This is a genomic window from Dyadobacter chenwenxiniae (assembly GCF_022869785.1).
Classification (GTDB): domain Bacteria; phylum Bacteroidota; class Bacteroidia; order Cytophagales; family Spirosomataceae; genus Dyadobacter; species Dyadobacter chenwenxiniae.
Window position 1 is genome coordinate 1,665,549 of the sequence record NZ_CP094997.1, and the last position, 26,235, is coordinate 1,691,783.

Annotated in this window: 24 protein-coding genes; 10 read left to right on the top strand and 14 right to left on the bottom strand. The window is 46.8% G+C overall.

The window, feature by feature from the left end; all coding sequences use genetic code 11:
• Positions 1 to 48: 48 nt before the first annotated feature.
• On the bottom strand, positions 49 to 1,032 hold the full coding sequence (locus tag MUK70_RS06925; RefSeq protein WP_234604825.1) for a glycosyltransferase family 2 protein: 984 nt from the start codon (positions 1,030 to 1,032) through the stop codon (positions 49 to 51).
• A gap of 734 nt (positions 1,033 to 1,766) precedes the next feature.
• Here MUK70_RS06925 and MUK70_RS06930 point away from each other — a divergent pair.
• A complete protein-coding gene (locus MUK70_RS06930; RefSeq protein WP_310590036.1) occupies positions 1,767 to 2,951 on the top strand; it encodes a putative sensor domain DACNV-containing protein in 1,185 nt (394 codons plus the stop codon).
• 14 nt (positions 2,952 to 2,965) lie between these two features.
• On the opposite strand, the gene dinB is transcribed toward MUK70_RS06930, so the two are convergent.
• Positions 2,966 to 4,072, bottom strand: coding sequence for a DNA polymerase IV (gene dinB, locus MUK70_RS06935; protein ID WP_234656143.1), 1,107 nt, complete (start codon positions 4,070 to 4,072; stop codon positions 2,966 to 2,968).
• A 259-nt stretch (positions 4,073 to 4,331) separates the two neighbouring features.
• Here dinB and MUK70_RS06940 point away from each other — a divergent pair, with 259 nt between their 5' ends.
• Complete coding sequence (locus tag MUK70_RS06940) at positions 4,332 to 6,374, top strand: M43 family zinc metalloprotease (RefSeq protein WP_234656142.1); 2,043 nt, start codon at positions 4,332 to 4,334, stop codon at positions 6,372 to 6,374.
• 73 nt (positions 6,375 to 6,447) lie between these two features.
• Here the strand turns inward: MUK70_RS06940 and MUK70_RS06945 are convergent, their stop codons facing one another.
• The gene (locus MUK70_RS06945) at positions 6,448 to 6,843 is read right to left on the bottom strand and encodes a hypothetical protein (protein ID WP_234604831.1); all 396 of its coding nucleotides are present in this window, start codon (positions 6,841 to 6,843) and stop codon (positions 6,448 to 6,450) included.
• Between the two features lie 322 nt (positions 6,844 to 7,165).
• Between MUK70_RS06945 and MUK70_RS06950 the strand changes: the two genes are divergently transcribed.
• The 4 genes from MUK70_RS06950 (at position 7,166) to MUK70_RS06965 (ending at position 14,135) form a co-directional block, all read left to right on the top strand.
• On the top strand, positions 7,166 to 10,765 hold the full coding sequence (locus MUK70_RS06950; protein WP_234656141.1) for a SusC/RagA family TonB-linked outer membrane protein: 3,600 nt from the start codon (positions 7,166 to 7,168) through the stop codon (positions 10,763 to 10,765).
• 22 nt (positions 10,766 to 10,787) lie between these two features.
• Positions 10,788 to 12,377: a RagB/SusD family nutrient uptake outer membrane protein gene (locus tag MUK70_RS06955; RefSeq protein ID WP_234656140.1), complete on the top strand. Its 1,590-nt coding sequence runs from the start codon at positions 10,788 to 10,790 to the stop codon at positions 12,375 to 12,377.
• 74 nt (positions 12,378 to 12,451) lie between these two features.
• Positions 12,452 to 13,213 (top strand): 5'-nucleotidase C-terminal domain-containing protein, encoded by a 762-nt coding sequence (locus MUK70_RS06960; protein ID WP_234656139.1) that lies wholly within the window; start codon positions 12,452 to 12,454, stop codon positions 13,211 to 13,213.
• Positions 13,185 to 14,135, top strand: a complete 951-nt coding sequence (locus MUK70_RS06965; RefSeq protein ID WP_234656138.1) for a bifunctional metallophosphatase/5'-nucleotidase — start codon at positions 13,185 to 13,187, stop codon at positions 14,133 to 14,135. The genes MUK70_RS06960 and MUK70_RS06965 overlap by 29 nt, the downstream gene beginning before the upstream one ends.
• A gap of 4 nt (positions 14,136 to 14,139) precedes the next feature.
• On the opposite strand, the gene MUK70_RS06970 is transcribed toward MUK70_RS06965, so the two are convergent.
• The 3 genes from MUK70_RS06970 to MUK70_RS06980 form a co-directional block, all read right to left on the bottom strand.
• Positions 14,140 to 15,753 (bottom strand): Na+/H+ antiporter, encoded by a 1,614-nt coding sequence (locus tag MUK70_RS06970; protein WP_234656137.1) that lies wholly within the window; start codon positions 15,751 to 15,753, stop codon positions 14,140 to 14,142.
• Between the two features lie 20 nt (positions 15,754 to 15,773).
• A complete protein-coding gene (locus MUK70_RS06975) occupies positions 15,774 to 17,093 on the bottom strand; it encodes a cytochrome P450 (RefSeq protein WP_234656136.1) in 1,320 nt (439 codons plus the stop codon).
• Positions 17,094 to 17,188: 95 nt separating this feature from the next.
• Positions 17,189 to 17,668: a Dps family protein gene (locus MUK70_RS06980; RefSeq protein ID WP_234604839.1), complete on the bottom strand. Its 480-nt coding sequence runs from the start codon at positions 17,666 to 17,668 to the stop codon at positions 17,189 to 17,191.
• 218 nt (positions 17,669 to 17,886) lie between these two features.
• On the opposite strand from MUK70_RS06980, the gene MUK70_RS06985 reads away from it, so the two are divergent.
• Positions 17,887 to 18,570, top strand: coding sequence for a lipid-binding SYLF domain-containing protein (locus MUK70_RS06985; protein ID WP_234656135.1), 684 nt, complete (start codon positions 17,887 to 17,889; stop codon positions 18,568 to 18,570).
• 12 nt (positions 18,571 to 18,582) lie between these two features.
• Positions 18,583 to 18,783 (top strand): KTSC domain-containing protein, encoded by a 201-nt coding sequence (locus tag MUK70_RS06990; protein ID WP_234604841.1) that lies wholly within the window; start codon positions 18,583 to 18,585, stop codon positions 18,781 to 18,783.
• 30 nt (positions 18,784 to 18,813) lie between these two features.
• Here the strand turns inward: MUK70_RS06990 and MUK70_RS06995 are convergent, their stop codons facing one another.
• The 7 genes from MUK70_RS06995 to MUK70_RS07025 form a co-directional block, all read right to left on the bottom strand.
• Entirely contained in the window at positions 18,814 to 19,002 is a 189-nt protein-coding gene (locus MUK70_RS06995) for a hypothetical protein (protein ID WP_233846847.1), read from the bottom strand.
• A 34-nt stretch (positions 19,003 to 19,036) separates the two neighbouring features.
• Positions 19,037 to 20,749 (bottom strand): GMC oxidoreductase, encoded by a 1,713-nt coding sequence (locus MUK70_RS07000; protein WP_234656134.1) that lies wholly within the window; start codon positions 20,747 to 20,749, stop codon positions 19,037 to 19,039.
• Positions 20,750 to 20,773: 24 nt separating this feature from the next.
• The gene (locus MUK70_RS07005; RefSeq protein ID WP_234656133.1) at positions 20,774 to 21,994 is read right to left on the bottom strand and encodes an alpha/beta hydrolase; all 1,221 of its coding nucleotides are present in this window, start codon (positions 21,992 to 21,994) and stop codon (positions 20,774 to 20,776) included.
• Positions 21,995 to 22,153: 159 nt separating this feature from the next.
• Positions 22,154 to 22,639, bottom strand: a complete 486-nt coding sequence (locus tag MUK70_RS07010) for a TlpA family protein disulfide reductase (protein ID WP_234604848.1) — start codon at positions 22,637 to 22,639, stop codon at positions 22,154 to 22,156.
• Between the two features lie 55 nt (positions 22,640 to 22,694).
• Complete coding sequence (locus MUK70_RS07015; RefSeq protein WP_234656132.1) at positions 22,695 to 23,660, bottom strand: DinB family protein; 966 nt, start codon at positions 23,658 to 23,660, stop codon at positions 22,695 to 22,697.
• A gap of 41 nt (positions 23,661 to 23,701) precedes the next feature.
• Positions 23,702 to 24,235: an SRPBCC family protein gene (locus MUK70_RS07020; protein ID WP_234604857.1), complete on the bottom strand. Its 534-nt coding sequence runs from the start codon at positions 24,233 to 24,235 to the stop codon at positions 23,702 to 23,704.
• Positions 24,236 to 24,366: 131 nt separating this feature from the next.
• Positions 24,367 to 24,609 carry a hypothetical protein gene (locus tag MUK70_RS07025; protein ID WP_234656131.1) on the bottom strand — a complete coding sequence of 81 codons (243 nt, stop codon included), beginning with the start codon at positions 24,607 to 24,609 and terminating at the stop codon, positions 24,367 to 24,369.
• Positions 24,610 to 24,722: 113 nt separating this feature from the next.
• Between MUK70_RS07025 and MUK70_RS07030 the strand changes: the two genes are divergently transcribed.
• Entirely contained in the window at positions 24,723 to 25,541 is an 819-nt protein-coding gene (locus MUK70_RS07030; RefSeq protein ID WP_310590037.1) for a GlxA family transcriptional regulator, read from the top strand.
• A complete protein-coding gene (locus MUK70_RS30960; protein ID WP_310590038.1) occupies positions 25,513 to 25,707 on the top strand; it encodes a helix-turn-helix domain-containing protein in 195 nt (64 codons plus the stop codon). The genes MUK70_RS07030 and MUK70_RS30960 overlap by 29 nt, the downstream gene beginning before the upstream one ends.
• A gap of 4 nt (positions 25,708 to 25,711) precedes the next feature.
• Here MUK70_RS30960 and MUK70_RS07035 read toward each other — a convergent pair whose 3' ends face one another.
• Positions 25,712 to 26,206 carry a DinB family protein gene (locus MUK70_RS07035; protein ID WP_234656129.1) on the bottom strand — a complete coding sequence of 165 codons (495 nt, stop codon included), beginning with the start codon at positions 26,204 to 26,206 and terminating at the stop codon, positions 25,712 to 25,714.
• Between the last annotated feature and the right edge of the window lie 29 nt (positions 26,207 to 26,235).

Here is a 26,235-nt window from a genome sequence, read left to right on the forward strand (position 1 = left end):
GGTTGAGGATGCAAATTAATGCATATCGCGCTAAATCGCAGACAATAACTATAATTTTACGACCTGCTTGTATTTCAGCATCATTTTAATGTTCTCGATGACATCATTAATGCCGATATTGGATTTATGATTTTTCATCTGGGTTTTGAACGCCGATTTCTTCACGGAAAGTTCGTTCATGTTTCGCAGAAAGTCCAGATAGGCCTGCGCTTTGTAGAATTGCAGCGTGATGATGCTGGGGAGCACGTCGCTTAATATCACCTGCATGTGATACAGGTTCAGGTCGATGCCGTGCAAATGCAGATGATGCATGTAGTAACGGTTCCTGAAATAGATCCTTTTTACAGAATAATTGTCTTTATGTCCTTTCGTGCTGGCCGAAACTTCGTGGCGGCAAACCGCATTGTGCTCATAGTAACACTTCCAGCCTAGTCTCCACGCACGGATCGACATTTCCTGATCTTCCCCATAGTAAGGATTGAACATTTCGTTGAAACCGTTAATCGCTTTCAGCTTTCTGGTGTCCATCAACGCAATGGCGCCGGACAGATAGAATGTAGGCGTGAGCGTGTCAGAATCTTTCAGGTAAAAGAAATTGCTCGGCTTTATTTTTCGTCCGAGAATCCTCGGTGAACGCGCTGCATCAAGAATGTTGTCGTCCTCCATGCCAATGATGCGTCCCATTACACCAAACGTATCTTCCAGCTCGAAATATTTGTAAAGCTTTTCAAAATACCCCTCTTCCAGTGTAACATCCGTATTCAGCAGAAAAATGAGGTCATTAGACGCTTTCTGGATGCCCAGGTTACAAGTATGGGAAAAACCGGAGTTTTTTTCCTTTCGGATGATCGTCACATTATTTCCGTAATGCTCTTCCAGATAAGCTACTGAATCGTCACTGGACGCGTCGTCAACGATAATGATCTGGATTTTTGTCCCTAATGCGTTGAGAATCTTATAATTGTTCTCAAAATATTTTTCGAATAAATGCCTTCCGTTGTAATTCGGAATTACTACCGAGATGCTTTTCATCAATCTTACAATTTAAGTGTAGAGTATATGGTGTACCCGATAGTTGTCTATTTAATTTAACATCCTTAATATTCAGATTTCCCGGCACTGACCTTCAATTATTGAACCAGTAATCTGTTTTTACCAGGGCTCCCGTTTTACCTGCGGAAAGCTGTCCTGTTTTATTTAACACAAAGATCCATCTGAGGACTTTGGTCCTGTTCGTTTGCGTTTTTGAATTTTATAAGGGCGAAGAGGGAATAGTATGCAGTTGCGAATGACAAAAAGCGATTTCACTTAGCTTTTTCCGGCATTATGCAAATAGTTAATGTGATTATTACCATCTCGTGCGTCTATACACGCATTTTTCTCAGTTTGATGCAGGCAAGATATGTTTTTTCCAAGATCATTCATCGATTCCGTTGTTTTATTTTCATGGCAGAAATATGGCCAGCTTCGTTTTAAGCTTTGTTTTATACGACGTTACAAGTTTAAAAATGGTTGGAAACAATGTTGAAGAATTTGTCAAAAAAAGATATTCTCGATTTAGCAAACGGTCGAAATCGCCTCATACTCACCTTTAACTGTATCGAGTTCGGGTCAAAAAAAATTAAGTTGTGTGAAAAAATATACGCACTTCCTGATGTTCCAACTTTTTATAACTTCTCTTTGTTGCTATCTTAACTCAGCGTTTCGTTGTCTGCGGGCAACTGCGAAGAGAACGTCAGTAACAGTAAAAAATTTTAAGTGACCGCATGATGATTAATAACTTGGGAACTGACACGCTGGCCGGTGATCCTGTTTCCGTCACCACATACAAAGCTGCGCGGGTCGTTGCGGAGATTATCGAAAGCCATTTTGAGCGCCACCACCTGTCCGTGCAAAGCCATTATGACCAGGAACTGGCACCCAAACCCGACGCCAGAACGATTGAAACCATCATTGACACCACTTTCTGGGCAAGCCTTCGCCGTGAGGAAGGGCGTTCGCCAAAAGTCTCCATAGCATTCCTGCCACCCGAATGTGCGGAAAACCCGCTCATTTTCAGCGAAAAGCTGTCGCTGACCGCGAATATCCTGACCAAGCTGGCACCAGCTGTGGAGCGTTCGGGAATTCATCTGGGTGTGTGGCTGGAAGGAAACGAGCTGCGGATCTGGGGAACAACGCGGGTTATACCAGGATTGTGTTTTGTGCTCGAAGTGGTTGAGCCGGGTATGCTGGTGATCAAGCACCGGCGTGTGGACGGCTTCGGCAAGTTTGTCAATGTCGCCGTTTTAAAGGGTGATCAGGTTAAGATTGTGGACGAAAATAGCGGTAAGGCCCGCGATTGTCCTTCTGTGATCAATTCCATGATCGGCTTTACGTCTTCCCGGTTGTGGAGCGATTCATTAAACCTGCTTGTGCAGCTTGCCGTTTCAATGCGTGCCCATGAGCGGGGCGGCATTTTGCTCGTGGTGCCAAATGGAAAAAATGACTGGCGCAAATCCATCATTCATCCGATCACATACGATGTCCAGCCTGCATTTTCTGAGCTGGCGGAACTGAACCGGAGATACATGGAAGACCCTAATCTCATCGGGTGGCAGTCGCAGCTAAGCTCCGCTATCAACGGCCTTGCCGGATTGACTGCCGTGGATGGGGCGACCATCATTAACGATAAATATGAACTGCTCGCATTCGGGGCGAAAATCGGGCGGGCAGCGGAAGGGCATCCGGTGGAGGAAATGCTGGTAACGGAGCCGGTTATAGGAAACGTGGGTGTGGTGATGCATCCGGTACAGCAAGGCGGCACAAGGCATTTGTCGGCTGCGCAGTTTGTGTTCGATCAGCGCGATGCTATTGCACTCGTCGCTTCCCAGGATGGCCGGTTTACGATTTTTTCATGGGCACCATGCGAGGGAAAAGTCCAGGCGCACCGGGTGGACGCCTTGTTATTATAAATTTCGGGTTCGGGTTAGCTGAACAGTTCCAGCTGACCCGAATCTTTTGCCCTTCTCGAACGGATTTCCAACTCCCCGAAATTCGACAACGAAATGCCCAGCAGACGCACGGTTTTTTCTTCCATATCTACCTTTCCGAGCAAATTTTTTGCCGTATCCAGGATAATGTCCAGGTCACCCACTGGTGAACCGAAGGAGTGGTTCCTGGTGATCTGGGTAAAATCACTGTATTTAATTTTCAATGTGATGGTACGGCCTTTAAGCTGTTTTTTCTGTAAACGGTTAAAAACAGTCACGCCAATCTTATCCAGTTCTTTGTGCATTTCCTCGATGGTCGCCAGGTCGTACATAAACGTGTCCTCCGCACCCAACGATTTGGTTTCCCTTTCTGTTTGCACTTCGCGGTTATCAATTCCTCTGACTATCTTATAAAAGAAATGCCCCGTTTTTCCAAAATGCTTGACCAGATCATTTTCGGAAAGTTTTTTCAGATCTGCGCCGGTAAAGAGCTGCATGCGCTTCATTTTATCGGCAGTAACTTTTCCCACACCAAAGAATTTCTCAACGGGCAAAGCATTGATAAATGCTTCTACTTTCGACGGTCCTATGAAGGTTAAACCATCCGGTTTGTTAATGTCTGATGCGATTTTTGCTACAAATTTATTCACCGAAATGCCTGCCGAAGCTGTCAGGTTCAACTCAGTTTTTATGGCATTTTTAATCTGTCCGGCAATTTCCAGTGCCGAGCCGACCCCCAGTTTATCTTCCGTCACATCCAGAAATGCTTCGTCGAGTGAAAGCGGTTCGATCAGATCAGTATAGCGGGAGAAAATCTCTCTGATGTGCGTGGAAACAGCCTTATAAACTTCAAAACGGGGCCGAACGAAAATAATGTGCGGGCATAACTGGATCGCTCTGCGGGAAGACATGGCAGAACGTACCCCGAATTTTCGCGCCTCATAGCTCGCCGTCGCCACCACGCCCCGGCCGGTAGGAGAGCCGCCGACTGCAAGCGGTCTGCCACGGTATTCCGGGAAATCGCGCTGTTCTACGGACGCGTAAAAAGCATCCATATCAATATGGATTATTTTGCGCGTAGGAGAAACAGAAGGTTCGCTCATGACCGAAAAATGTAGGTATGATTTTAAGATAAACAAATTAAATAATTAAGAATTCGCATCACTTGGTGGTTTTTTTACGTAAGTACACATAAAACCGGCAGTGCTGTCAGCATACATTCGTTTTTTACCACCATTTGTTTCCGGAATTCCTATAATGCGATACGCTTTACCAAACTTAAAATATCTTCTTGCCAGCCTTCTGATCCTGCTCTCTCTCGCGCAAAGCCCTCATGTACGCGCGCAGGAAAAATGCGGAACTATGGATTTGCTTAGCCTCAGATTTACAAGGCAGCCGACGCTAAAAATCATGTTCGATCAGCGCGAATTACGGCTCAAACAAGCAATCCAGGCGAGAAAAATTTCAGGCAAATCCTTGAAAACCAATGTGGATGTCACGATTCCTGTTGTTTTTCATGTGGTTTCCAACCGCCAGGCGCTCATTACCGACGCGCAAATCCTGGCGCAGCTCGACACGATCAACCGGGATTATGCAGGAACCAATGCCAGCGCAAACCGGGTGCCTGCTCATTTCAGGTCACTATTCGGACAATCAGGCATTCAGTTTTGCCTCGCCCAGCGCACACCCGCAGAGACACCCACGACAGGGATTGAGCGATATAACACTTCCCGCGCCAATTTCGATTATACTACCAACCTGGTCAAACATTCCGAAACAGGTGGCGCCGATGCCTGGGACCCGAACCGGTATCTTAACATCTGGATTTGCGATTTATCCGGGGGAACATTGGGCTATGCAACATTTCCGGACGACGGTGTTCCCGATGAACAGGGTGTTGTCATTGACTTTGGAAGCCTGCCGGGAGGAAGTGTGGCAGGGTATAATGCAGGAAAGACACTCACGCATGAACTGGGACATTATTTTAATCTGTATCACATTTGGGGAGACGACAATGGCGGATGCAATGGAAGTGACGAAGTAGCGGATACGCCTAACCAGACTAACAGCACAAGCACCTGTCCATCAGGCATTAAAACGGATAACTGTACGCCAACAGCGCCAGGGGTCATGTACCAAAATTACATGGATTATACTGCGGATAACTGTCTTATTATGTTTACGACGGGCCAGGTTGAGCGGATGGATGCTTCTTTTCAGTTATCCAGACTGGCTCTTGCCAGTTCGGATGCGTGCACGCCATTGAACCTGAAAAATAAGGACGCCTCGCTCAAAGCCATCACGCGCCCGGATCAGCGGATATGTGCCAATACGCTTACGCCGCAGGTTGTGCTGGTAAACCGTGGAAATGAGACGCTGACATCTGTGACCATTCATGCTGTCATTGATGATGGCACTGTGCAGACATATCGTTGGACGGGCTCACTGGCCACTTTTGCGGAAACAACGGTTAACCTACCTGCGCTCACGACCGTGGAAGGAAACCACGTTCTAAGCATTTACACATCCAATCCAAACGGAGCCGCAGACGAGAACACCGGGAATGATACATTGAAAATCTCCTTTATATATTATGAACCTTTCGCGGCACCAGTTACTGAAAGCTTCGAAAGCCTCTTCCCGCCGCTGGGCTGGGACATTGTGAATGAAGACGCAGGCACGACCTGGGAGAAAACGACATCGGCTGCTAAAACCGGCACCGCGTCGGTGAAGATTGCCAACTTTGGCAACGAAGCAATAGGCGAGCGGGATTACTTGCGGGCACCGACGGTAAACATTGCAGGGACTGACTCCGCGTTTGTGTCATTTCAGCTCGCTGCCGCCACTTATACCAACGCAAATGTTGAAGGAAACGTATGGGATACATTACAGGTCATGATCAGCACCGATTGCGGGCAGACTTACACCAGCATTTACAAGAAATGGGGACCTTCGCTGATCACACGCACCGCCGCTACGCGCACCGCCTTCACACCCAATGCGAACGAATGGAGAATTGAGCAGATCAATATCAGCAGCTATATCAACCAGGGCGAAGTGCTGATTGCATTTTTGAATACAAACGGGAATGAAAATGACATCTTCCTGGATGACATTAACATCCGGACGGTGACAATCAACCCTAATCTGAAAGAAGCCGGGTTCCTGGTAACGCCGAATCCTACGAGCGGACAAATTTCCGTACAATTTTACCCGCATCCGGAAGGACTACGATCCGTCTCTGTTTACAACGTGTCGGGACAGAAATTGGCGGAACGGAAAGTCGTTGGGGAAGTAAGCACCAATGTATACGACTTTGATCTGACGAATTTTGCCAGCGGGTTATACATTGTGAAAGCGGAATTTGAAGACCGCGTGCTGACCAAAAAAATTGTCAAGAATTGACACAAAGACATCAAAAAAACCGGCTTAATCTGCTCGTTGTTAGCATTTAAGCCGGTTTTTTATCCTTAAATAATTAGTAAATCCTTTTAACGACGACTTTGCTGTTTGTTTGCGTAATAGCAAATTCTTTGGCATTCTCGTTAGGCGGGGAGATGAAAATCTGTTTTTTCTTCTTGCCATCGGTGCTCACCCAGTTGGCGGAATATATTTCGGGCAATGTGCCGGCGTAGATCGGGTGATTATCGGAATACATAAATACTTCTTCTTCCTCATACGCCAGTTCCAGGTCGCTTCCCTCTATCACATCACAGATGATTTTCAGTTTGCCAAAGTCATCATCTACCAAGCCTTTAATCCTCGCTTTTCCAAAAAAGGGATCCTCTTCAAAATCCCAGCGGATATAATATTCGATTACATTGCCTATCTGAGAATCAATATAATCGGCGGTCAGCAGTTGTTCCTGGCTCATGGTAGTATTTAGTTTCTTGCACTCCTCTTAACAAAGCAAATCTCAATCCCAGGAGTTATGGGCATTTTGACAAATGTAATCTTACTCCGCTTGTTTCCAAAAATAATCACTTCTGATTGAGGATTAATTTGGAAAATAAAAAATTATCAAAGCTGAAAATCCGGATAGAATTTTGTAACCGGGGCTAACATATACCAGCATAGGTTAGCGCCTTTTGTCGCCAATATATCACCGCCGGAAACATAGCGGTATGATTTTTGTCATGCACTATACGTACTTATTTTTTCTGGACATAGTCCTATCACCTAGCCAAACGAAAAATATGCAAACAACTCAACGATTATGTGAGGTGGGGCCTTGTATGGGCGATCTCATTTTTCAGAGGGGTCGGATCTTGCTTTTGTTCTGCTTGCTCGCTTTTACACGCACTTATGCGCAGCAAACAACACCCGATTCCACCAAAAAAGACACATTGCCCACGCCGGCCACTCAGCCCGCACCGGCTGCCCAAAAGCCCGTAAATGATACCCTCCCCAAGCAAAAAACATCTACTGATACAAATGCTGTCAGACCGGCCAAGCGGAGCCAGGATTTCGACCCGTTGGTAAAACCCGCTCCAAAGCCGGATTCCGCGGCCCAGCCCCAAACAACTGCGCCGGCAGGCGCTGCAAAGCCAGACAGCACGAAACCACAGCAGGTGCCAACCGGTAATGTGCCTGCACAACAGTCGGCCGCACAAGCCGCAACACCAGCGGCAACTACACCGGGTGCCGCGGCACCGGCTGCCGCAGCACCGGCGCAATCTGATTCCCTAAATCTTAACACGAGCCAGCAGGCAGGTCGGCAATCAGGCGCAGACGAGAAAACGGTTTCGGGAAAGGTTGTGGATGAAAAAGGGCTCGGCTTACCGGGTGTGAGAGTATTGGTAAAAGGCACCGAAATCGTATCGGAAACCACTACCGAAGGCACATTTGAAATGAAAGTTCCTGCAAAAGGATCAATTCTGGTCTTCACCTCGGTGGGTTTTGCTGCCAGGGAAATGCCGGTTGGTAACCAGGCGAAGTTCAATGTTCAGCTTGTGCCGGAAGCAAAAGCTTTAAATGAAGTTGTCGTCGTAGGCTATGGTGCGCAAAGCAAGCGCGACCTGGCCAGTTCCACGTCCAGGGTTTCATCGCAGGAATACAAATCTGCGGTTGTAAATACGGTGGACCAGGCGTTACAGGGCCGGACAACCGGGGTTTCAGTGGTGGAATCGTCGGGTGAGCCGGGTGCTTCATCGGTGGTAAGGATCAGGGGAAACAACTCATTGAGCGGGAACAACGAGCCGCTTTATGTGATCGACGGATTCCCGATGCCACCCTATCGGGAGGCCGGTGCCAACTTTACAGGGGCATATTCACAGAACGGTTTGTACGGGATCAATCCCAACGACATTGAGAGCATGGAGATCCTGAAAGATGCCTCAGCAACAGCCATTTACGGTTCCAGAGGTGCTAACGGGGTTGTTTTGATTACAACTAAATCGGGTAAGCGCGGGGAGGGAAGAGTGGAATTGGTGAATAAATCCTCTTTCGGAACCATTTCCAATCCGATCAGAATGATGAACTCTCGGCAATATGCGGAGACGATTAACGAAAGTTATTTGATATCCGGCCGGAATGCGCCATTCGAAAACCTGGATAGCGCACTCACAAATACAGACTGGGTGGATGCCGTAACCCAACAAAGTTTCCGGGAAGACGTTACATTAAGCCTTTCGGGCGGCAGTCCCAAATCGTCGTATTATATCTCAGGCAATTATCTGAAAGAAAAGGGAACGATCATTAATTCCAATAACCAGAGGGCTAGTTTGCGCATTAACCTCAATAACGAGGTCAATGACTGGTATAATGTGAAAGGACAAGTCGCCTTTACAAGGCAAAAGTCCAATCGTGCCGTAACGGCTTCCCGTGCGTGGCCAAACTCCGGCGGTCTGATGGACGGACTTCGTGCCGCACCAACGCTGGCAGTTGATTATTTAGGCAATAACAGTTTGGGTATTCCCAATTACCAGGGTTACTATTTTGCGAATCCGGTCAATGAGTTGATGGCAAAGACAGACGTCACCCAGAGTGATTACTCGGTCCTGAACATTGAAAATTACTTCAAACTGGTGAACGGTTTACAGCTTGTCGTTAGCTTGGGCGGAAACCAGAACCTGACAAGACGAAATGTTTTTCTGCCGCCATCCACGGCAGAAGGAAGCCAGGTGAAGGGACGTGGAAGCAATAACACTTCCAATACATACAGTTATAATGTGAATGCTTACTTCCAGTATGAGAAGACGTTCAAGAAAGACCACTACCTGAACTCAACACTGGGTGTGGAATATAACGACCAGATTGTTGAATTCGTCAGCACCAACTATACGGGTTTCGACGTTCCGTTTTTTGGCGTAGACAACATTGGGAGCGCCCAGTCCCAGGCGATTGGTTCTTTCAAGGAACAACGGATCCTGCAATCGGCATTTCTCAGGGCCAACTATTCTTTCAAAGGAAAGTATGTGCTGAATACTTCCGTCCGGATTGACGGCGCTTCGGCGTTTGCTGCGAATAACAAATACGGCATATTCCCATCCGTGGCGCTTGCCTGGAATCTCGAACAGGAGGAATTTATGAAAGGGTTAACCTTCATTTCCAATACGAAACTTCGCGCATCCTATGGTGAAACAGGAAGCCAGGCGATCGGACCTTATTCGTCGTTATCGCAATACACGAGCGGGTTTTATGAAATGGGGCCTGGCGGAGACGGAAGTGTGATCAACACGGGCATCTTCCCGAACTCTGTTGCGAACCCGAACCTTTCGTGGGAGCGGACACGTCAGTTCAATATCGGAGCAGATTTCAATGCAGCGCAGGATAGGCTGGTTTTCAGTTTTGATTATTACAACAAAGTAACCTCAGATCTGCTGCAGCCCAGAAAAGTGCCGACTCAGTCGGGTGTAGGGACCATTATTGACAACTACGGAACGATGCGCAACCGCGGGATTGAGCTGAGCATTCAGGCCAACATTATTCAGAAAAAGAACGTAACATTCTCTTCCAGAATCAACCTTTCCCGCAATATAAACACATTGGTGGACCTGGGCGACCGGACACAATCTGATTATGTAAGCATCAATGGTAACCTGCTGGGCGGCGTTTCGGGAATCCTGACACCGGGTGAAGAAGTAGGGCGATTCTTCGGTTACCGCGTTTCGGGGTTGACGCAGACTACGTCGTTTGACAGCAATGGTAACCCCCTGTTCGCAACGTTTGAAGGCCCAAGGCCGCCGGGCTCGAAGGGCACGCCACTATACGGAGCCTGGATCTATGAGGATACGAATGGTGACGACATTATCACCGCCGATGATCGCGTTGTTTTAGGTAAATCAACACCCGATTTCACATTCGGATGGAGTAATGATCTCACATGGAGGAACTTCTCAGTGAATGCGCTTTTTACCGGTTCGGTAGGGAATGACGTGCTTAATCTGACTAATTTCTACATTAATAATGGTGTCGTGGATTACGGCGGGGTTGGTTTTAATCAATCCGAGGATTGGTATAACAACCGTTACACCGAGTCAAGGCCGCATAACAATCCGAAATATCCGGGAATCCAGCGAGGCATTGCTTCGGGTGACATCAACTCCACAATGCTTGAAGACGGCAGTTTTATGCGCCTGAAAATGTTGAGCCTCTCGTATACATTCCCAAGGCTGGGACCGGTTCAAAATCCAAGACTGTTTGTAACCGGAACCAATTTATGGACTTTGACCAAATATACAGGTTTCGATCCCGAGGTAAGTTCTTACGCGCAATCGCTTCTGCAGCAAGGCATTGATTACGGGGCATATCCGTCGCAACGTTCGTACACCATCGGCATTTCCTGCAATTTCTAATTCAGACCAACGCATTACAAATATGAAATACCATATAAAATTTTCAGCAATGCTTATCCTGGCGTTAGGCATTGTTTCCTGCAAGGACAATCTGGAAGAGTCCCCATATTCATCACTTAGCAAAGAAGTTGTATTCAAAGATGAAGACGGCCTGAATCAGGCAACGATCGGGGTATATCAGGCCTGGACGGCGCCGGATTTTACGGACATATCGAGCCGGTTTATTTTAACAGAATCGGGACACCGTTATGCGACGGCTGGCATTCTCGGCTCTGGCGCAGATCCTTATTATCGTTTCGGCCACGTGTCTACTTCCGGTGCGTTCGAGGCGGTCTGGTCACGGTTTTACAAAATTATTTTCCGTGCCAATACGGTGATAGACAATGCCAAACGGGCTGTTCCTGGCGAAGAAGAGGAAGCAGACCCATACATTGCAGAGGCGCGTTTTTTGAGAGGTTATGCGTATTTTAATCTCGTACGTTTATTCGGCGGCGTTCCACTCATCCTGAACGAAGTAACATCGCTGTCTGATGAAGATTTGATTTTCGCGCCAAGGGAGACGGATGTGGCTGTATATGATGCCATTATCGCCGATCTGAACTTTGCAGAAGCAAACCTGCCAGACTCTCGCGGAGGCGCTGAGCTGGGCCGTGTGTCCGCAGGATCTGCAAAGGCCATGTTGGGAAAGGTTTATCTGACAATGGCTGGAAAGCCGTTGAGCAGAACAGAGAATTTTCAAAAAGCAGTCGATAAATTCAGCGAGATAGTAGGGCCGGAGAATGAAGAAAAATATGATTTTGAACTAATCCCAAACTTCGCAGACGTGTTTTCGCTGGAAAATGAGCGCAACCGCGAAATTGTCCTGTCATTCGGATATTTCGTCAATTCATCGAACCCGAACGGAAACATTCTTCCTTTCAACCTTTTCCCCGCCGGGCTGGTGAATGGCGACGAGCAGACAAATTATGGGTTGACCTACGATTTTTACAAACTTTTTGAAAAATCCGACACCCGCCGTCCATTCACATTGGTGGACAGATACGTCTTTACCGGTGGTTCCAGGGCGGGAGCGCAGGAGGGTGACAGCATCATTTACAATCCAACAATCGGTAACTACATCATCAAGCGCACGAATGCATCTCTGGCGCATGACGATTTTAAATATGGGATAGCATACGGTAAACTGGCGCGCGTGCCACGTCCCGCGGGCGCCGCGGTGCAGGGATACAGTGCGGATCTGATCGAAATGCGCTTTTCTGATGTGCTGCTGAGTTATGCAGAGGCACTGGTTGAAACCGGAAAAACGGCGCAGGCATTACCCATACTGAACCGCGTTCGGGCACGGGCCAAAGCATTGCCTTCGAAAGCAACGGCTGCGGCAGCGTTGCGCACTGCAATCCGCGCCGAGCGACGGCTGGAACTCACTGGGGAGATGACAACCGTTTTTGACATCCGGCGCTGGGGCACGTTGCAGCAGGAAATTGCGGCGATGTCCGAAGATCAGATCGTGGATAATGTGCTGATTCCATATTCTCCAAGACTCGAATTATATCCGATCCCGCAATCGCAAATTGACGCAAACCCGAATCTGAGACAAAATGACGGCTGGTAAGAGGGCCTTAAACTTTCCAGGTCTTGCAGACCTGGAAAGTCTTTCGCTATTTTTGTGTTTAACAAAATAGCATTATGACCCTGTCTCTCCGACAATTTCGTTACCTGGCATGGATCGCTGCCATTGCATTCTTCGCTTCCTGCCAACGACAGCTGGCCGTTAGTAAAAATGAATACAAGCAGTACGGGATTGATGCTCAGGGTGGCGAGGATTCTTCCATCGTCAAATATTATCTTCCCTATAAAGAGAAAATGCAGGCCGAAATGAGTAAAGTGATCGGCCAGACCGAACAGGAACTTACGAAGCCTGCTCTTCCTGAAACTTTAATGGGCAACTATTTTGCGGATGCCATGCTTACCGAAGGTTTGAAAAAAGACCCGACTATCCAGTTTACATTATCCACAAAAGGAGGGTTACGCACCACGTTTCCGGCAGGTGACATCTCGGTTTCAAATGTTTTTGAGCTGATGCCGTTTGAAAATGAAATGGTTACATTGAAATTGTCCGGTGAGAATGTTCAGGAGCTCATTGATTTTATTGTCAAAAAAGAAGGTGAGCCCATTTCAGGGATGCGTATGAAAATCAGGAATGGCGTTGCTTACGAAGTGACCATTGCCGGCCAGCCGTTTGATAAAACAAAAACTTACAATCTGTTGACTTACGATTACCTGGCAGATGGTGGAGATGACCTGGAATGCCTCCGTAATCCCATTGAAAGAAAGGAAATTAACAAAAAAGTGCGTGAAGCGCTTTTGGATAACATTAATGATCTGACCCGTCAGGGAAAAAAAATAACCGCTCAGCTCGATGGAAGAATTGTCATTGTTAAGGACTAGTCGCAGGGATTTTTTGAAAAAGAGTGCGGGCACTGCATTGCTCGCAATGGGAGGTTTTCCATACGAAGCGCTCGCCGGTGGTGCGGCGGTCCAGCTCACCATTTTGCATACGAATGATGTGCATAGCCGCATTGAGCCGTTTCCTATGGATGGTTCCAGAAACCAGGGAATGGGTGGGGTGGCACGCAGGGCGGCGTTGATAAAAACGATCAGGCAGGAACAAAAAAACGTGCTTCTGCTGGATGCCGGTGATATTTTTCAGGGGACGCCATATTTCAACTTGTACGGAGGCGAGCTGGAACTACAAATCATGAGCGATATGGGTTACGATGCTGCAACTATGGGAAACCACGATTTTGACAATGGTGTGGCTGGTTTTGCCAAACAGCTTCCGCATGCTAAGTTTCCTATCCTGGTGAGCAATTATAATTTTGATAACACCGAGCTGAAAGGCAAAACACAACCGTACAAGATCTTTGAAAAACAAGGATTAAAAATAGGTGTTTTCGGTCTTGGGATTGAATTGAACGGTTTGGTCAATAAAAAGAACTACGGAGAAACAGAATACCAGGAACCGATTGCAAAGGCTAATGAAACAGCCTCTTTTCTCAAAAACGACAAACATTGTGAACTGGTTATTTGCCTGTCGCATCTTGGCTATAAATACAAAGAACAGAAAGTTTCCGACCAGATACTGGCCAAATCCACCCGAAACATTGACCTCATCATTGGCGGCCATACGCATACATTTATGAAGCTGCCCGAAAGCGTGATAAACCTGGATGGCAAGGTTACTACGATTAATCAGGTAGGTTTTGCCGGGATTAATCTGGGCCGGCTGGATTATTTTTTTGACAGGGAATCAAAACATAAAAAAATGGTTGCAGCCGTTTATCCGGTGCACCAGCATGGGTTGGTATAAGCGATCATTCCATGTGCAGGAACTGCTGGCGGATCTTCTCTTCTTCCAGATCGAGCTGAGCGAGGTGCTGGCGGATTACCTCTTCCTCGAAGGTCGCCTTTTTATTGAATTTGTTAAGAACGGCGCGTTTGTGGTCCAACAGTTCTTTGGTAATGTGCTGAAATTCCTTGATAGAGTCGTAGCCATCAGTTGTCCTGTCGGGGTGAAACGCGTGTTCCAGGAAACCAATGTCACTTTCCAGTTTTGATTTCAGACTTTGTAACAGTTCATTTTTGGGCAGCTCATCGGCGTGCCTCTCATGGATCAGTTGCAGCGATTCCTCAGCCAGTTTCCGTCTGATTTTGATGTCCTGCTCCTGCGCGCTGATTTCGTAATCCATTTCTCCGACATTCATCCATTTGATTACAAAAGGTAAGCTGAGGCCTTGTAGCACAAGTGTCACCAGGATCACTACGAATGTGATAAAAAGGATCATGCTCCGTTGAGGAAATGGCTCACCGTCCGTCAATAACAACGGGATGGATAATGCCGATGCGAGCGAAACCACACCCCGCATCCCCGCCCAGCCGAACATAAACGGTGCACGGAAACCAGGCCGGCTATCCGCCGTCCGGATGTAACGACTGATCATGACCGTAAACACGGAAGCGCCAATGGCCGAAGCCAGACGCGTTACGATTACGACCAGTGAAATGATCAGTCCGTATTTAATGGCGTCCGGCAATGCACCGGGGCCAATTTCATTTACAATCACGGGAAGTTCGAGGCCGATGAGCATAAATACGATCCCATTTAGAACAAAACCTACTGTGGACCAGACATTTACGCCTTGTATCCGGCTCAGATGCCCCATAATGCTGTGACTGTGATAGGAGAGGAGTAATCCGCCTGTCACGACCGCGATGACCCCGGAATAATGGAATTCCTCAGCCGCAATGTACATGGCATATGGCGCCACGAAAGTTAAAATAGTGTCAATGCTTGGTGTAGTAGGAAGCCAGCGGTGAATGGCATAAAAGATCAATGCAATGGCCATTCCGATTACAAAGCCCATGATAATGACAATAAAAAAGCTGCTGACGGCTTCCTGAAGCACAAATGTGCCGGAAAGAATGGCCGAGAGTGCAAATCTGAAAACGATCAAACTGGAAGCATCGTTCAACAAGCTTTCGCCCTCCAAAATGGTTACCAGGCGTTTGGTCACTTTTACATCTTTCAAAACAGATGTAGCAGCGACGGCATCGGGCGGTGATATGATGCCGCCCAGCAGGAAACCCAGGGGCAATGTAAAGCCTGGAATGATTGAACGAGAGACGTAGGCAATCACACACGACGTAAGGATCACGACAATGAATGCAAAGGAACCGATCACGCGCCGCCATTTGTAGAAATCTTTCCAGGAGGTTTGCCAGGCTGCGTCGTAAAGCAACGGTGGCAGAAATATCAGGAAAATGAGCTGAGGGTCAATGGAAATGGTCGGCAAGCCTGGAATGAAGCTGATGGCCAGTCCGCCAAGCACCAAGACAATCGGGTAGGAAATTTTGATGCGCTGCGCCAGCATAACGAGGAACAAAATGACGACGATCAGCGAAATGTACAGTATAATTTGTTCAGACATAGAAGGTGAGATGCTGATTTTTATCTTACGTATAACTTAATTCCATTTGTGGATTTCAAAACGATTTGCGGGTGCATGCCGACCGTGTGTCGAGGGTCGGCCTCGAAATCGAACCTTTTTATTAATGCGGCCAGGATCAGCTGCATTTCCATCATGGCAAACTGCTGCCCGATGCAGATCCGCGGGCCCGCGCCAAATGGCAGATAGTTATATTTCGGCCGTTCTTTCACAACTTCGGGATTAAAGTTTTCCGGATTAAACGTGAGCGGATCTTTCCAGAGATTCGGGTTTCTGTGAAGTTCGAAGACCGAAAGAAACACAGAAGTCCCGGACCTCACATTGAAACCTTCGATTTCCTGATCTGCAATTGCTTCGCGCGTCATTGTCCAGGCAGGCGGGTAAAGCCGGAGCCCTTCCTCCACAACTTGCCGCGTGTAAGGCATTTGCATCAGCTGCCCGAATGTGGGCACGTTTTCAAAAATGGCGCTCTCTTGCCGCATCTTCGCCACAATTTCGGGTTGCCTGGACAATTCCAGCAGCAGCCAGCTAAGTCCGGTGGCCGATGTTTCGTGACCCGCTGCAAACATGGTGATCGCCTCGTCCCTGATTTGCTGATCATTCATCTGCTCACCGGTTTCTTCGTCAATGCTGTCGAGTAAAAGTTGCAGCAGATCATTCGGCTTTTCGCCGGGGATGCGTCTTTGGTGGATGAATTCAAAGACCAGTTTGTTGAAATACTCCAGATCCGTTTCAAAGCGACGGTTTTCACCATTAATGGCCATAATGGGCAGGCGGTAAGGTTTGCGAACCCTGGTTACCAAATATTTTTGAGTACGGCTCACTTGTTGATAAATGCGTGCCTTATCTTCCGTGGTCATGTTCCCAAACAGCGTTTTCAGCGCTATATCGGATGTGATGCTCATCATTTTGGCATCAATATCAACGGCATCTTTCCCCCGGAAAGTCTCCATTTCGTCCAGAAAAGAGGCAGTCAGAATGCCCATTGCCAGAAATAGTTCCTGTAACCTTTCGCGGTGAAATGCAGGTTGCACCAGTCTTCTCTGCCTCAGCCAAAAATCACCATCGCTCGTGACCAGGCCGTTTCCAAGCACCGGACGGAGCATTTTGGACGAACTTCCTTTTTTAAAATTACGATTATGTTGCTGCAGAACATGTCGGAAAAAACCAGGATCACGGCTAACCACAAATTCCCGAAAAAGCTTCATCCGAAATGTATCCCCACAAATCTCGAATCCCTGATGGAGGAAATGCAAAGGGTTTCTGGCGAATTTAAAAGGAGCCATCATGCCCCCCAACTTGTAAAAGGGAATGTCACGCATCGGCAGTATGAATAGAGAATTTATGCAAATAAGTCATTAAGGCATAAAAAAACCATCCGGACGAGGGATGGTTCTTTATTTTATAAGCAATTATCTTATTTTTTGCCTGCAAATGAGCGGAGCATCCAGGTATTTTTCTCCTTAAACTGCATGAAACGGTTCACCATGTCATTTGTGCCGTCGTCGCTGGCTTCGTCACTGGCAGTCAGCAGTTCACGTTCCAATTCGATAAGTTTAGCCATGTCATCCAGGATCGCATCGACCATTGCCAGATCATTCAGGCCGATGGTGTTGATTTCCTGAATGGAAGATTCACTGATATAGTCTGCAAAACGGCTGTGTGGGGGCTTACCCAAAGTTAGCACACGTTCTGCGATCTCGTCGATGGTCAGTTGCGCGTTCGTGTAAAGTTCTTCAAATTTCACATGAAGGGTGAAGAAGTTTTGGCCTTTGATATTCCAATGGCACCCTCTCAATTTTTGATAATGGATGTGGTAGTTGGCCAGGTAATCGTTCAAAAGGTCAACCACCGGTTTCACCTCTTTTTCATTCAGGCTTATTGCTTCGGCATTCATGATTTTTGGATTAATGTTTATCTTCATTTACTAACAAAACCATACCACGAACATTTAGTTTCACATATATACGTAAAAGAAGGATTCGGGTCAAAAAAAGAGCAGGATGGGTGTACAACGATGTTTTTTACGGAACAGGCACGATAGTTGCGTGTTACACGTTTATTACGCGTCCGGCGGGAACTGACCATCGGGCGATCCACAATTTAATTAAAGATATGATTACGAAAAATCTCAGATTACTCAGCGTGCTGGTTGTCATTTTTATGTTGACCGGAAGTTTTTCCGGCGTTCGCGCACAGGGAAAAGAAGAAGACAAAATCAGGGCGGCGGTCTCGGTTTTGAATGATTTCAGCAGCATGGAGGAAAGCATTCCTTCTCAACTGCTCGACATTTCAAAAGGCATCATCATTGTCCCCAAACTGATCAATGCAGGGTTAATGGTTGGCGGAAAACATGGTAAGGGAATTGCTTTGGTGAAAAATGAAAAAGGGGAATGGAGTGATCCTGTGTTTGTTACGATCACAGGCGGCAGCGTTGGAGCGCAGATTGGCGTGCAGGCCGTTGACCTCGTCCTTATTTTCAAGAGCAGCAAAACTTTGACGGAAATCGGTAAAGGCAGCTTTACTCTGGGTGGCGACTTGTCTGTTGCGGCCGGGCCATTGGGCAGAAGCTCATCTGCGAGCACGGATTACAAGCTGGAAGCCGAGGTTTATTCTTATTCCAGGAGCAAAGGTCTGTTTGCAGGCGTTACCATTAATGGCGCAGCGTTATCGGTGGATGCCAAGGCGAACAATGCATTTTACGGAAATAATGACAGCGCAAACACAATTTTCACTGCTTCAAAAATCTCTTCCAAATCTGTTGAGGAACTGAGGGATAAGCTGGAAGATTTGAACTAAAACCGACTTGTTATGCCATCTTCTGTTGTCGCCAAAATGATATATGACGGAGATTCTGAAACGTTGCGTATTGTTTACGTTTCGGGGATGGTTTATGATTATAAAAATGTCCCTTTGGAGGTGTACCAAGCAATGAAAAGCTCAGGATCCAAAGGGACATTTTTAAATAAGCATATCAAAGACAATTTCGAATTTGAAAAAGTAAATGACTGAGATCAATGGTTGATTATCAGTCATTTGTTTTTATGGGATCTCGCAATTCTTTTCATTGCAAAACTTCACTTCTCCCGTCTTTTCATTCCTGCATTTCACCTTTCCGGTGACTTTCACCATTGCGCCTTTTTGTATCGATTCGTGATTGATGATCACCCAGATGTCCTTGCTTCCCTTGATTTTGACACGCGTGCCATCAAAAAATTTTTGTACCGCCATCGCTTAATTTATGTTCAGGGCACAAAGATATGCATCAAATATTTCCCTTTTTCATTTCGCTCACCGCATGGTCAACAGCTCTTGCCGTTAAAGCCATGTAAGTCAGCGATGGATTTTGCGTGGAAGTGGACGTCATGCAAGCGCCGTCGGTCACGATCACATTGGGGCAGGCGTGCATCTGGTTCCATTTATTGAGCAGGGAAGTTTTCGGATCGGTCCCCATCCTTACGCCGCCCATTTCGTGGTTTTCGCTGCCAGGATTGCGTTTTGTGTCCGAAGTTTTAATGTTTGAGAAACCCGATTTGGAGAGCATTTCGCTGAGTTCGGTGTAAAAATCCTTTACCATTTTCATATCGTTATCATCAAATTCCACATGCATACGCAGTTGCGGAATGCCCCAGTCGTCTTTCAGTGTTTTGTGAAGGCTCACAAAATTTGTTTCCTTAGGCAAAGTTTCACCCATCATTTGTGCACCCAGGCTCCATCCGCTGCTATCCGGTTTGAAAAGGCTTTCTTTTAACGAGTCGCCCAGATCGTTTGTGGGGTTACCCATTTTGGATGCGGAAAAAGAAGTCGCATAACCCCTTAAAAAATCGGTTTCCTGCTTGAAAACATTTCTGAAACGGGGAATGTAGGCGCCATTGGGTCTTCTGCCTTCAACGGTGCGATCGTGGTAACCGTCGAATTCTGCACTCACACGGCCTCTGTAATTGTGAAAGCCAATGAACTTACCCATTAATCCGTTGTCATTGCCGAGTCCATTCGGGAAACGGCTGGAAGTTGAATTGAGTAAAATGAGATTGGAGTTAATCGCCGACGCATTGACGAAAATGATTTTGGCATAATATTCCTTCATTTCCCTGGTCAGCGCATCTACCACGCGAACGCCGGTCGCGCGCTTTTTTTTCTCATCATAAATAATGGAATGCACAACGGAATGTGGCTGCAATGTGAGGTTTCCGGTTTTTTCTGCCCAGGGTAATGTGGATGAATTGGAACTGAAATATCCGCCAAACGGACAGCCACGCTGACACATGGTCCTGTGCTGGCACTTAGCGCGTCCCTGCTCCGTGTGAATAGGCTGCGGATCGCTGATATGCGCAACGCGACCGATAATGATCGGGCGCGTATTGTTGTAATTTTTTGCTGTGAGGTCGCTGAAATGCTTTTCAACGCAAGACATTTCATGTGGTTTAAGAAATTCACCGTCAGGCAATTGAGGCAACCCATCTTTATTTCCCGAAATCCCCGCAAACTTCTCCACGTAACTGTACCAGGGTGCCATGTCCGCATAACGGATCGGCCAGTCAATGCCAAAACCATCGCGGGCAGGGCCCTCAAAGTCAAAATCCGACCAGCGTTGCGTTTGTCTCGCCCATAAAAGTGACCTGCCACCGACCTGATAACCACGCATCCAGTCAAACGGTTTGTCCTGAACATACGGATGGTCCGCGTCTTTCACCACGAAATGCATGGCGTCTTCCTTGAAAATGTAATGCTTGCTTGCCATAGGATTCGCCTCCCGGATCGCCAACGAAGGCTGACCGCGATGTTCAAATTCCCAGGGCTGCATATGAGCGGTAGGGTAGTCCACAATGTGTTTTACATCCCTGCCGCGTTCCAGGATTAATGTCTTTAAACCTCTCTCCGTGAGTTCCTTGGCAGCCCATCCGCCACTAATGCCGGTGCCCACTACAATGGCATCAAAAGTCTGCTGCTTTTCGGAATCTATATTGAAATATGACATATTAATTATAAAAGTCAGGACGCTTTATTTTGTTTTAGAAGGTGTTTTTTGCCAAAGATTGGGCAGCAGCTTGTCGTGTAGCAACATCCGCCATGTTCCCCAATCATGCGCACCGTCGCCGCCAATGTAGTAATCGTGTTTGATTCCCTGTTTCTCCAACGCCTTATGCGTTGCTTCCGAGCGTTTTCCAACGAAATCGAGCTCACCGCTGCCCAAGCCCACCAGCAAATAGTCCACCTTTTCTTTCACTTTCGGGTCATTGAAAAACGTAGGGTTCAATTTTTCAGGGTCCAGATCGCCCGCACTCAGAATACCAAACGAACTGAACAAATCCAAAGCATTGAAACCCACTGCCTCCGTGTGACGGCCACCCATGGATAAGCCCGAAATAGCCCGCGATTTCCGGTCGGCAATGGTGCTGTAAGCTTTGTCAACATAGGGAACGATATGCTTTCTTAATTCTTCTTCAAAAAGCACATATGTTTTTTCGAGATGTTTCGGATCGCTGCGGTGAATTACCTGATTATTAGGCATAGCAATGATCATAGGCATAATTTTTCCCTCCGAAAGCAAATTGTCCGCAATGAAATTGGCACGGCCGTCGAACATCCAGCCGGACGCAAGTTCGCCGCTGCCGCCCATTAAATAAAGGACAGGGTATTTTTTCCTTGGATCGTAGCCCGGGGGCGTGTATACATACATTTCCCGCTCGCCTTTCAGGACATCGGAATGGTAAATGTGGCGTGTAATGCTGCCATGAGGAACATTTTTGGCATCATAATAAGCAGGGCCGCTATCATGGACGATTACATTGCTGTAACCAGGCTGATTGGATGTGCCTGTAAATGTATTGTTGGGATCGGCAACCGGAACGCCGTCGATCAGCAGTCGGTAAACGTAAATATTGGGCTTTACGGGCCCAACTTTCAGCATCCAGGTGCTGTCGGCACCCTTCACGAACGGAATGGGATCTTTTGTATTCAAAGCAAGCAGAATGGGCCCGCCCGTCAGCTCCACTTTGTGCGCATCCGGTGCTTTTACGCGAAATGTAATGGTATGGTCGTCTGCCACTTCGGGGGAAATTACATTGCCGCCGTAAGGGTTCAGTTTTTCTGTATTCTTTTGTGGATTCCAGTCGAGGTTCACATTGGCTTGCTGCGCATATGCGCCCACAAAGGGCATAAGGAACATGAGTGTTACCAGGCAACATGCATTGTGCCAGGTGATTTGGTAATCCTTTTTCATACTGAATTTATTTCGTCCGAAGCACATGCTGCTTTCCTGAATAAAGACGGCGTTTTAGCAAGATTACCCACTGTGATAGTGATTAAAAAAATAACCGGTCCCCGTTTCCGGGAGCCGGTTCAGTGTTTAATGTTAAGTTAAACGGAAAAAGCGCAACTGTCAGATTTTTTTTAATGCATTGAAAATTGTCTGATGGGGTTGCTCGCCTTCAAATGTGTTCACCAGCTTTCCCGCTTTGTTGTAGATCGCAATGTAAGGGAAAGATTTGATCCCGTAATAGCGCTGAACTGTGTAGGAGTAACCCTCTGTCCCTACTTTAATGTTGGGATAGGTGCTCAATTTATACAGACTAGCAAAGGGTTTCAGCATTTCCATCGACTGGAAAGTTACCATCACAACCTGCTTGTTAGCGATCACACTGTAATTTTTGAGCATGTCTTTTGTGAAATTCTGACAATGCTCGCAATCGGGCGAGAAGTAAATTAAAACCACTGGCCCGGCTGCCAGTTGCGACGAAGTGTACTGCTGTCCGTTGACGAGCTTTATCTGAAATGGCGCAATTTTCTTGTCCAGCAACGTAGACTGAGAAAAGGCAAAACTGCTTGCAAAAACGAAAAGCAGGGCAGGGATTATTTTTCGGAACATATTGATAACACTCTTTTGAAAATTTAGAGTGCGCAAGTTATTAATCTTTGAAGTTTTATCCAGCTACCTTTTCGCTTAGTTTTTTACGAATATTTTTCAATTGGTTAATGTGTCGCTTAGAGTGGCAAACTACGAAGTTAAGCCATTCCCAGCGCGTCAGTTCGCCCATGCCGGGGAATGCAAACGCGGTGGCCGTTAAGGTCAGGTCATGCCCTGCCGCCACCTTCCTGTTTTCTTCCCGCTCTTTTGTAAACGCAGCGATAAGTTCCGCTTTGTTATGTGGTCCGTTGGACGGGATATTGAAATGGGGCGCTTTTAATTTGGTTGAAAAGTCCAGGAAGATCTGCTCGATTTCAGCAATGTTGGCATCTACGGGCCTTTTGGTGCCGGAAGAATCGCCCAGGAGCATATCCGGCAGCCCACTCTCTGATTTGAGAATATGCTCAACCACCTGCCCGGCTGTCCAGCTTCCTTCGAATGGAACTTCGTTGATTTCCTCTTCATCAAATGCGTTGATTGCTTCCAGGAAGTTCTGGGTTGTACTATCAAGCTGGTCTATCAGGGCACTCGGGCTGATGGACGTTTCGGCCAGTTCCTTCATGATCAAAAGTGCATGATCCCAGGCATCAGACATCATTTCATAATATTCAATTCCCATATCGCACTGTACATCCAGCTGCGTTGCGCCGTTTTCTTCGTGAAGCCGGTATATTTCTTCAAAACCTTTTACGCTTTGCGCTTCTTCGTTGTCGTAGCTTTCTACGCCGTTGTTTAGAACACCCGTATATTCAATAATCAGTTCTTCTGCCGGTTTTTTAACCGCAATTTTGCCTATAATGCCATTTTTAGAATCATCTGTAAAAACGGCTTTGCTGCCAATTTGCCAATCCGTTTCCGCCTGCGTTCCTTCGCTGAATGCATTGAACCAGATTTTGTTTTTGTCATTTGAAATAATGGTTTCCCAAACGTTCTCTTTCGGCGCCAGAATAGCGATTGATTTCTTAATCAGCTTCGTTTCCATGGTTTCTGTCGTTTATTATGTTGATTGATGAACTGTTAATATTATTTTTCAAGATTGCGTTTGAGGTTGGACAGACTGGCTTCCAGATCCTTACCCAATATTCCGTCAATGAAAAGGTTGGTAATGTTCATTGGATATTTACTGACGCCCCTCATTCCCCAGGTCATACGCGTCTGGTCATTTCCAGCAGTGGTAGTCGTCATTTCAGCGATCCCGACTCCTTCAAAAGGACGGATAAAACGTACTTCAATGTTTAACTTCTCACCTTCTTTCATGTCGGTAATCTCCTGCTCACCCTGTCCTACATTTTTATCCTTGCTGTCCCACGCGTATTTAAAGCCGACTGTTCCGTCGATTCCTGAGAAGGTTTTCTTCATGGTTGGATCAGCCATCACCCACTTGCTGTAATGGTCCTGATTTTTTAAGAATTTGATGTAGTCAAAGACTGTTGCTCTGGGTCTGTTAATCGTGATTTCACGTTTTACCTCATATTCTTTTTTGACGAAAACCGCCACGATCAGCAAAACGACAATGATACAGGCAATAACTGCAAGAATTGTAAGGACGATTTTCATCAGATGATAGGTTAGGTTGCCAAAATGCAATTGGATGTTACAAACCTACAAGTCTTTTGGGAGACGCCTGGGGGGCGAATATGTCAACTTTGGGGGTAGAATGCGACAGAAAAGCGGGTGGCGGGGTTGTATTACATCCAGCCACCTACCCGATATCCGTAACTATCTATAATTGTGCGGAACACTTTGTCACGCTCATCTTCGCTGCTGTAAACCCATCTGTCGAGGGTCGTGGACATATAGCTGTCTTTGACTGTGATCTGTTTTTGAAATACAATATGAAACCCGGCGCCGCTGCGGTCCAGCTTGATCGTGTCAACGTTATCGAGGTTGATGGCCTTTTTCTGCTTGTCGTCGTAAATGATAGTTGGCATTGAAAATGGGTTTGATGATTAAGATAATACCATAAGTTGCTTTAATGGCTAGACTACTGACACGAGGATGAATACATCTTGAATGCGATGGTCTATTTACTTATTTTTGAACTATGAAGCATATATCAGTTCTTGTTCCAAGAGGCGATGCGGCGCTTGGGACTATCGAGGGGCCTTTCAAATTTTTTTTGTTTGTCAATGACTTCCTGGCGGCAATGGGCAGGGCTCCTGCTTTTGATGTGCAGCTGGTGGGTATGACCGCTGATCCTCAGAAATATAGCGGAGTTTTTACGGTTGTGCCGGATGTGACGATCCAGGATCTGAAAAAGACGGACCTGGTTATCATTCCGGCCGTTAATGGTGACCGGGACAGCGTTATTGAAATGAATAAAAGCTTTTTCCCCTGGATCATCGAACAGCACGAGAAAGGCGCGGAAGTCGCGAGCTTGTGCGTAGGTGCATTTCTCCTGGCGGCCACCGGCATGTTGAACGGCAAAAGCTGTACAACGCACTGGATGTCAGCTCCTGATTTTAAGAACATGTTCCCGGAAGTGAATTTAATGGACAATCGCATCATTACAGACGAAAACGGCGTGTATACCAGTGGCGGTGCGAATACTTTCTGGAATCTGCTGGTTTATCTGGTCGAAAAATACATTGACCGCCAGATGGCCATTTACACGACGAAATTTTTCATGATTGAAATCGACCGCAACACACAATCGCCTTTTATTATGTTCACGGGCCAGAAGGAGCACGAAGATGAGGAAGTAAGAAAGGCGCAGGAATTCATAGAAAGAAGTTTTCAGGATAAGATTACGGTGGATCAGCTTTCGGAAATGTTTGCGATCGGGCGCCCGGAGTTTCGAACGCAGATTCAAGAAGGCCACTTCCAATTCTGTTGTGGAATACATTCAGCGGGTGAAAATTGAGGCTGCTAAGAAGAGTTTCGAGGTAAGCCGGAAAAATGTGACAGAACTTATGTACGAGGTCGGATACACGGATACCAAAGCATTTCGCAGCACGTTCAAGAAAATTACCGGTCTGTCGCCCAATGAATACAGAAATAAGTATAACAAAAGCCAGATCAGCGCATAATCCTTTACATATATTTCATTCCATCATACCCCAGCAATCTGCGCCATAATGCGATTTGTCCGATGATATTCGCCTCGCGATAAGAGCTGAACGCGATCATTTCCTTTACGGTGTACGCAACATCCGGACCCATTTGAATCTTCACGGCAAGCTGCGCGTCCGTTGCGTTCACAAGGGCGTCGCGCAATACGGGCGAAATGCGGTCCCAGTCCTGGCGGTAAGTTTCCAGCGTAGGATAAGTCGCCCCTTCCTGAATGCCTTTGTTGTCTGAGAAAAGATCATGACCGTGTTGTTTTTCGTCGTGACCGAATTGTCTGGCCATTTCGAACCGCTGCTCAACGGCGCTTCCAGCCAGCCATGCAATGTGGTTGGCTTTGGAATTAAGGCGGTTGTGGCGATCTCCGTCCGAGATGCCATCCAGTGCGCTTTTGAAGAATGTGGTTTGCATATCATACAGTTCGATCAGTTCGTATATTTTGCTTTCGCTTGCTGTTGCCATGATGATGGTTGAAGTTTGATTTAGAATGC

What these genes read in the sequence shown, in the direction of transcription:
- MUK70_RS06925 (WP_234604825.1), bottom strand. Translation starts at nt 1,032, where the DNA reads ATGAAAAGCATCTCGGTAGTAATTCCGAATTACAACGGAAGGCATTTA.
- MUK70_RS06930 (WP_310590036.1), top strand. Translation starts at nt 1,767, where the DNA reads ATGATGATTAATAACTTGGGAACTGACACGCTGGCCGGTGATCCTGTT.
- dinB (WP_234656143.1), bottom strand. Translation starts at nt 4,072, where the DNA reads ATGAGCGAACCTTCTGTTTCTCCTACGCGCAAAATAATCCATATTGAT.
- MUK70_RS06940 (WP_234656142.1), top strand. Translation starts at nt 4,332, where the DNA reads ATGGATTTGCTTAGCCTCAGATTTACAAGGCAGCCGACGCTAAAAATC.
- MUK70_RS06945 (WP_234604831.1), bottom strand. Translation starts at nt 6,843, where the DNA reads ATGAGCCAGGAACAACTGCTGACCGCCGATTATATTGATTCTCAGATA.
- MUK70_RS06950 (WP_234656141.1), top strand. Translation starts at nt 7,166, where the DNA reads ATGCAAACAACTCAACGATTATGTGAGGTGGGGCCTTGTATGGGCGAT.
- MUK70_RS06955 (WP_234656140.1), top strand. Translation starts at nt 10,788, where the DNA reads ATGAAATACCATATAAAATTTTCAGCAATGCTTATCCTGGCGTTAGGC.
- MUK70_RS06960 (WP_234656139.1), top strand. Translation starts at nt 12,452, where the DNA reads ATGACCCTGTCTCTCCGACAATTTCGTTACCTGGCATGGATCGCTGCC.
- MUK70_RS06965 (WP_234656138.1), top strand. Translation starts at nt 13,185, where the DNA reads ATGGAAGAATTGTCATTGTTAAGGACTAGTCGCAGGGATTTTTTGAAA.
- MUK70_RS06970 (WP_234656137.1), bottom strand. Translation starts at nt 15,753, where the DNA reads ATGTCTGAACAAATTATACTGTACATTTCGCTGATCGTCGTCATTTTG.
- MUK70_RS06975 (WP_234656136.1), bottom strand. Translation starts at nt 17,093, where the DNA reads ATGCGTGACATTCCCTTTTACAAGTTGGGGGGCATGATGGCTCCTTTT.
- MUK70_RS06980 (WP_234604839.1), bottom strand. Translation starts at nt 17,668, where the DNA reads ATGAATGCCGAAGCAATAAGCCTGAATGAAAAAGAGGTGAAACCGGTG.
- MUK70_RS06985 (WP_234656135.1), top strand. Translation starts at nt 17,887, where the DNA reads ATGATTACGAAAAATCTCAGATTACTCAGCGTGCTGGTTGTCATTTTT.
- MUK70_RS06990 (WP_234604841.1), top strand. Translation starts at nt 18,583, where the DNA reads ATGCCATCTTCTGTTGTCGCCAAAATGATATATGACGGAGATTCTGAA.
- MUK70_RS06995 (WP_233846847.1), bottom strand. Translation starts at nt 19,002, where the DNA reads ATGGCGGTACAAAAATTTTTTGATGGCACGCGTGTCAAAATCAAGGGA.
- MUK70_RS07000 (WP_234656134.1), bottom strand. Translation starts at nt 20,749, where the DNA reads ATGTCATATTTCAATATAGATTCCGAAAAGCAGCAGACTTTTGATGCC.
- MUK70_RS07005 (WP_234656133.1), bottom strand. Translation starts at nt 21,994, where the DNA reads ATGAAAAAGGATTACCAAATCACCTGGCACAATGCATGTTGCCTGGTA.
- MUK70_RS07010 (WP_234604848.1), bottom strand. Translation starts at nt 22,639, where the DNA reads ATGTTCCGAAAAATAATCCCTGCCCTGCTTTTCGTTTTTGCAAGCAGT.
- MUK70_RS07015 (WP_234656132.1), bottom strand. Translation starts at nt 23,660, where the DNA reads ATGGAAACGAAGCTGATTAAGAAATCAATCGCTATTCTGGCGCCGAAA.
- MUK70_RS07020 (WP_234604857.1), bottom strand. Translation starts at nt 24,235, where the DNA reads ATGAAAATCGTCCTTACAATTCTTGCAGTTATTGCCTGTATCATTGTC.
- MUK70_RS07025 (WP_234656131.1), bottom strand. Translation starts at nt 24,609, where the DNA reads ATGCCAACTATCATTTACGACGACAAGCAGAAAAAGGCCATCAACCTC.
- MUK70_RS07030 (WP_310590037.1), top strand. Translation starts at nt 24,723, where the DNA reads ATGAAGCATATATCAGTTCTTGTTCCAAGAGGCGATGCGGCGCTTGGG.
- MUK70_RS07035 (WP_234656129.1), bottom strand. Translation starts at nt 26,206, where the DNA reads ATGGCAACAGCAAGCGAAAGCAAAATATACGAACTGATCGAACTGTAT.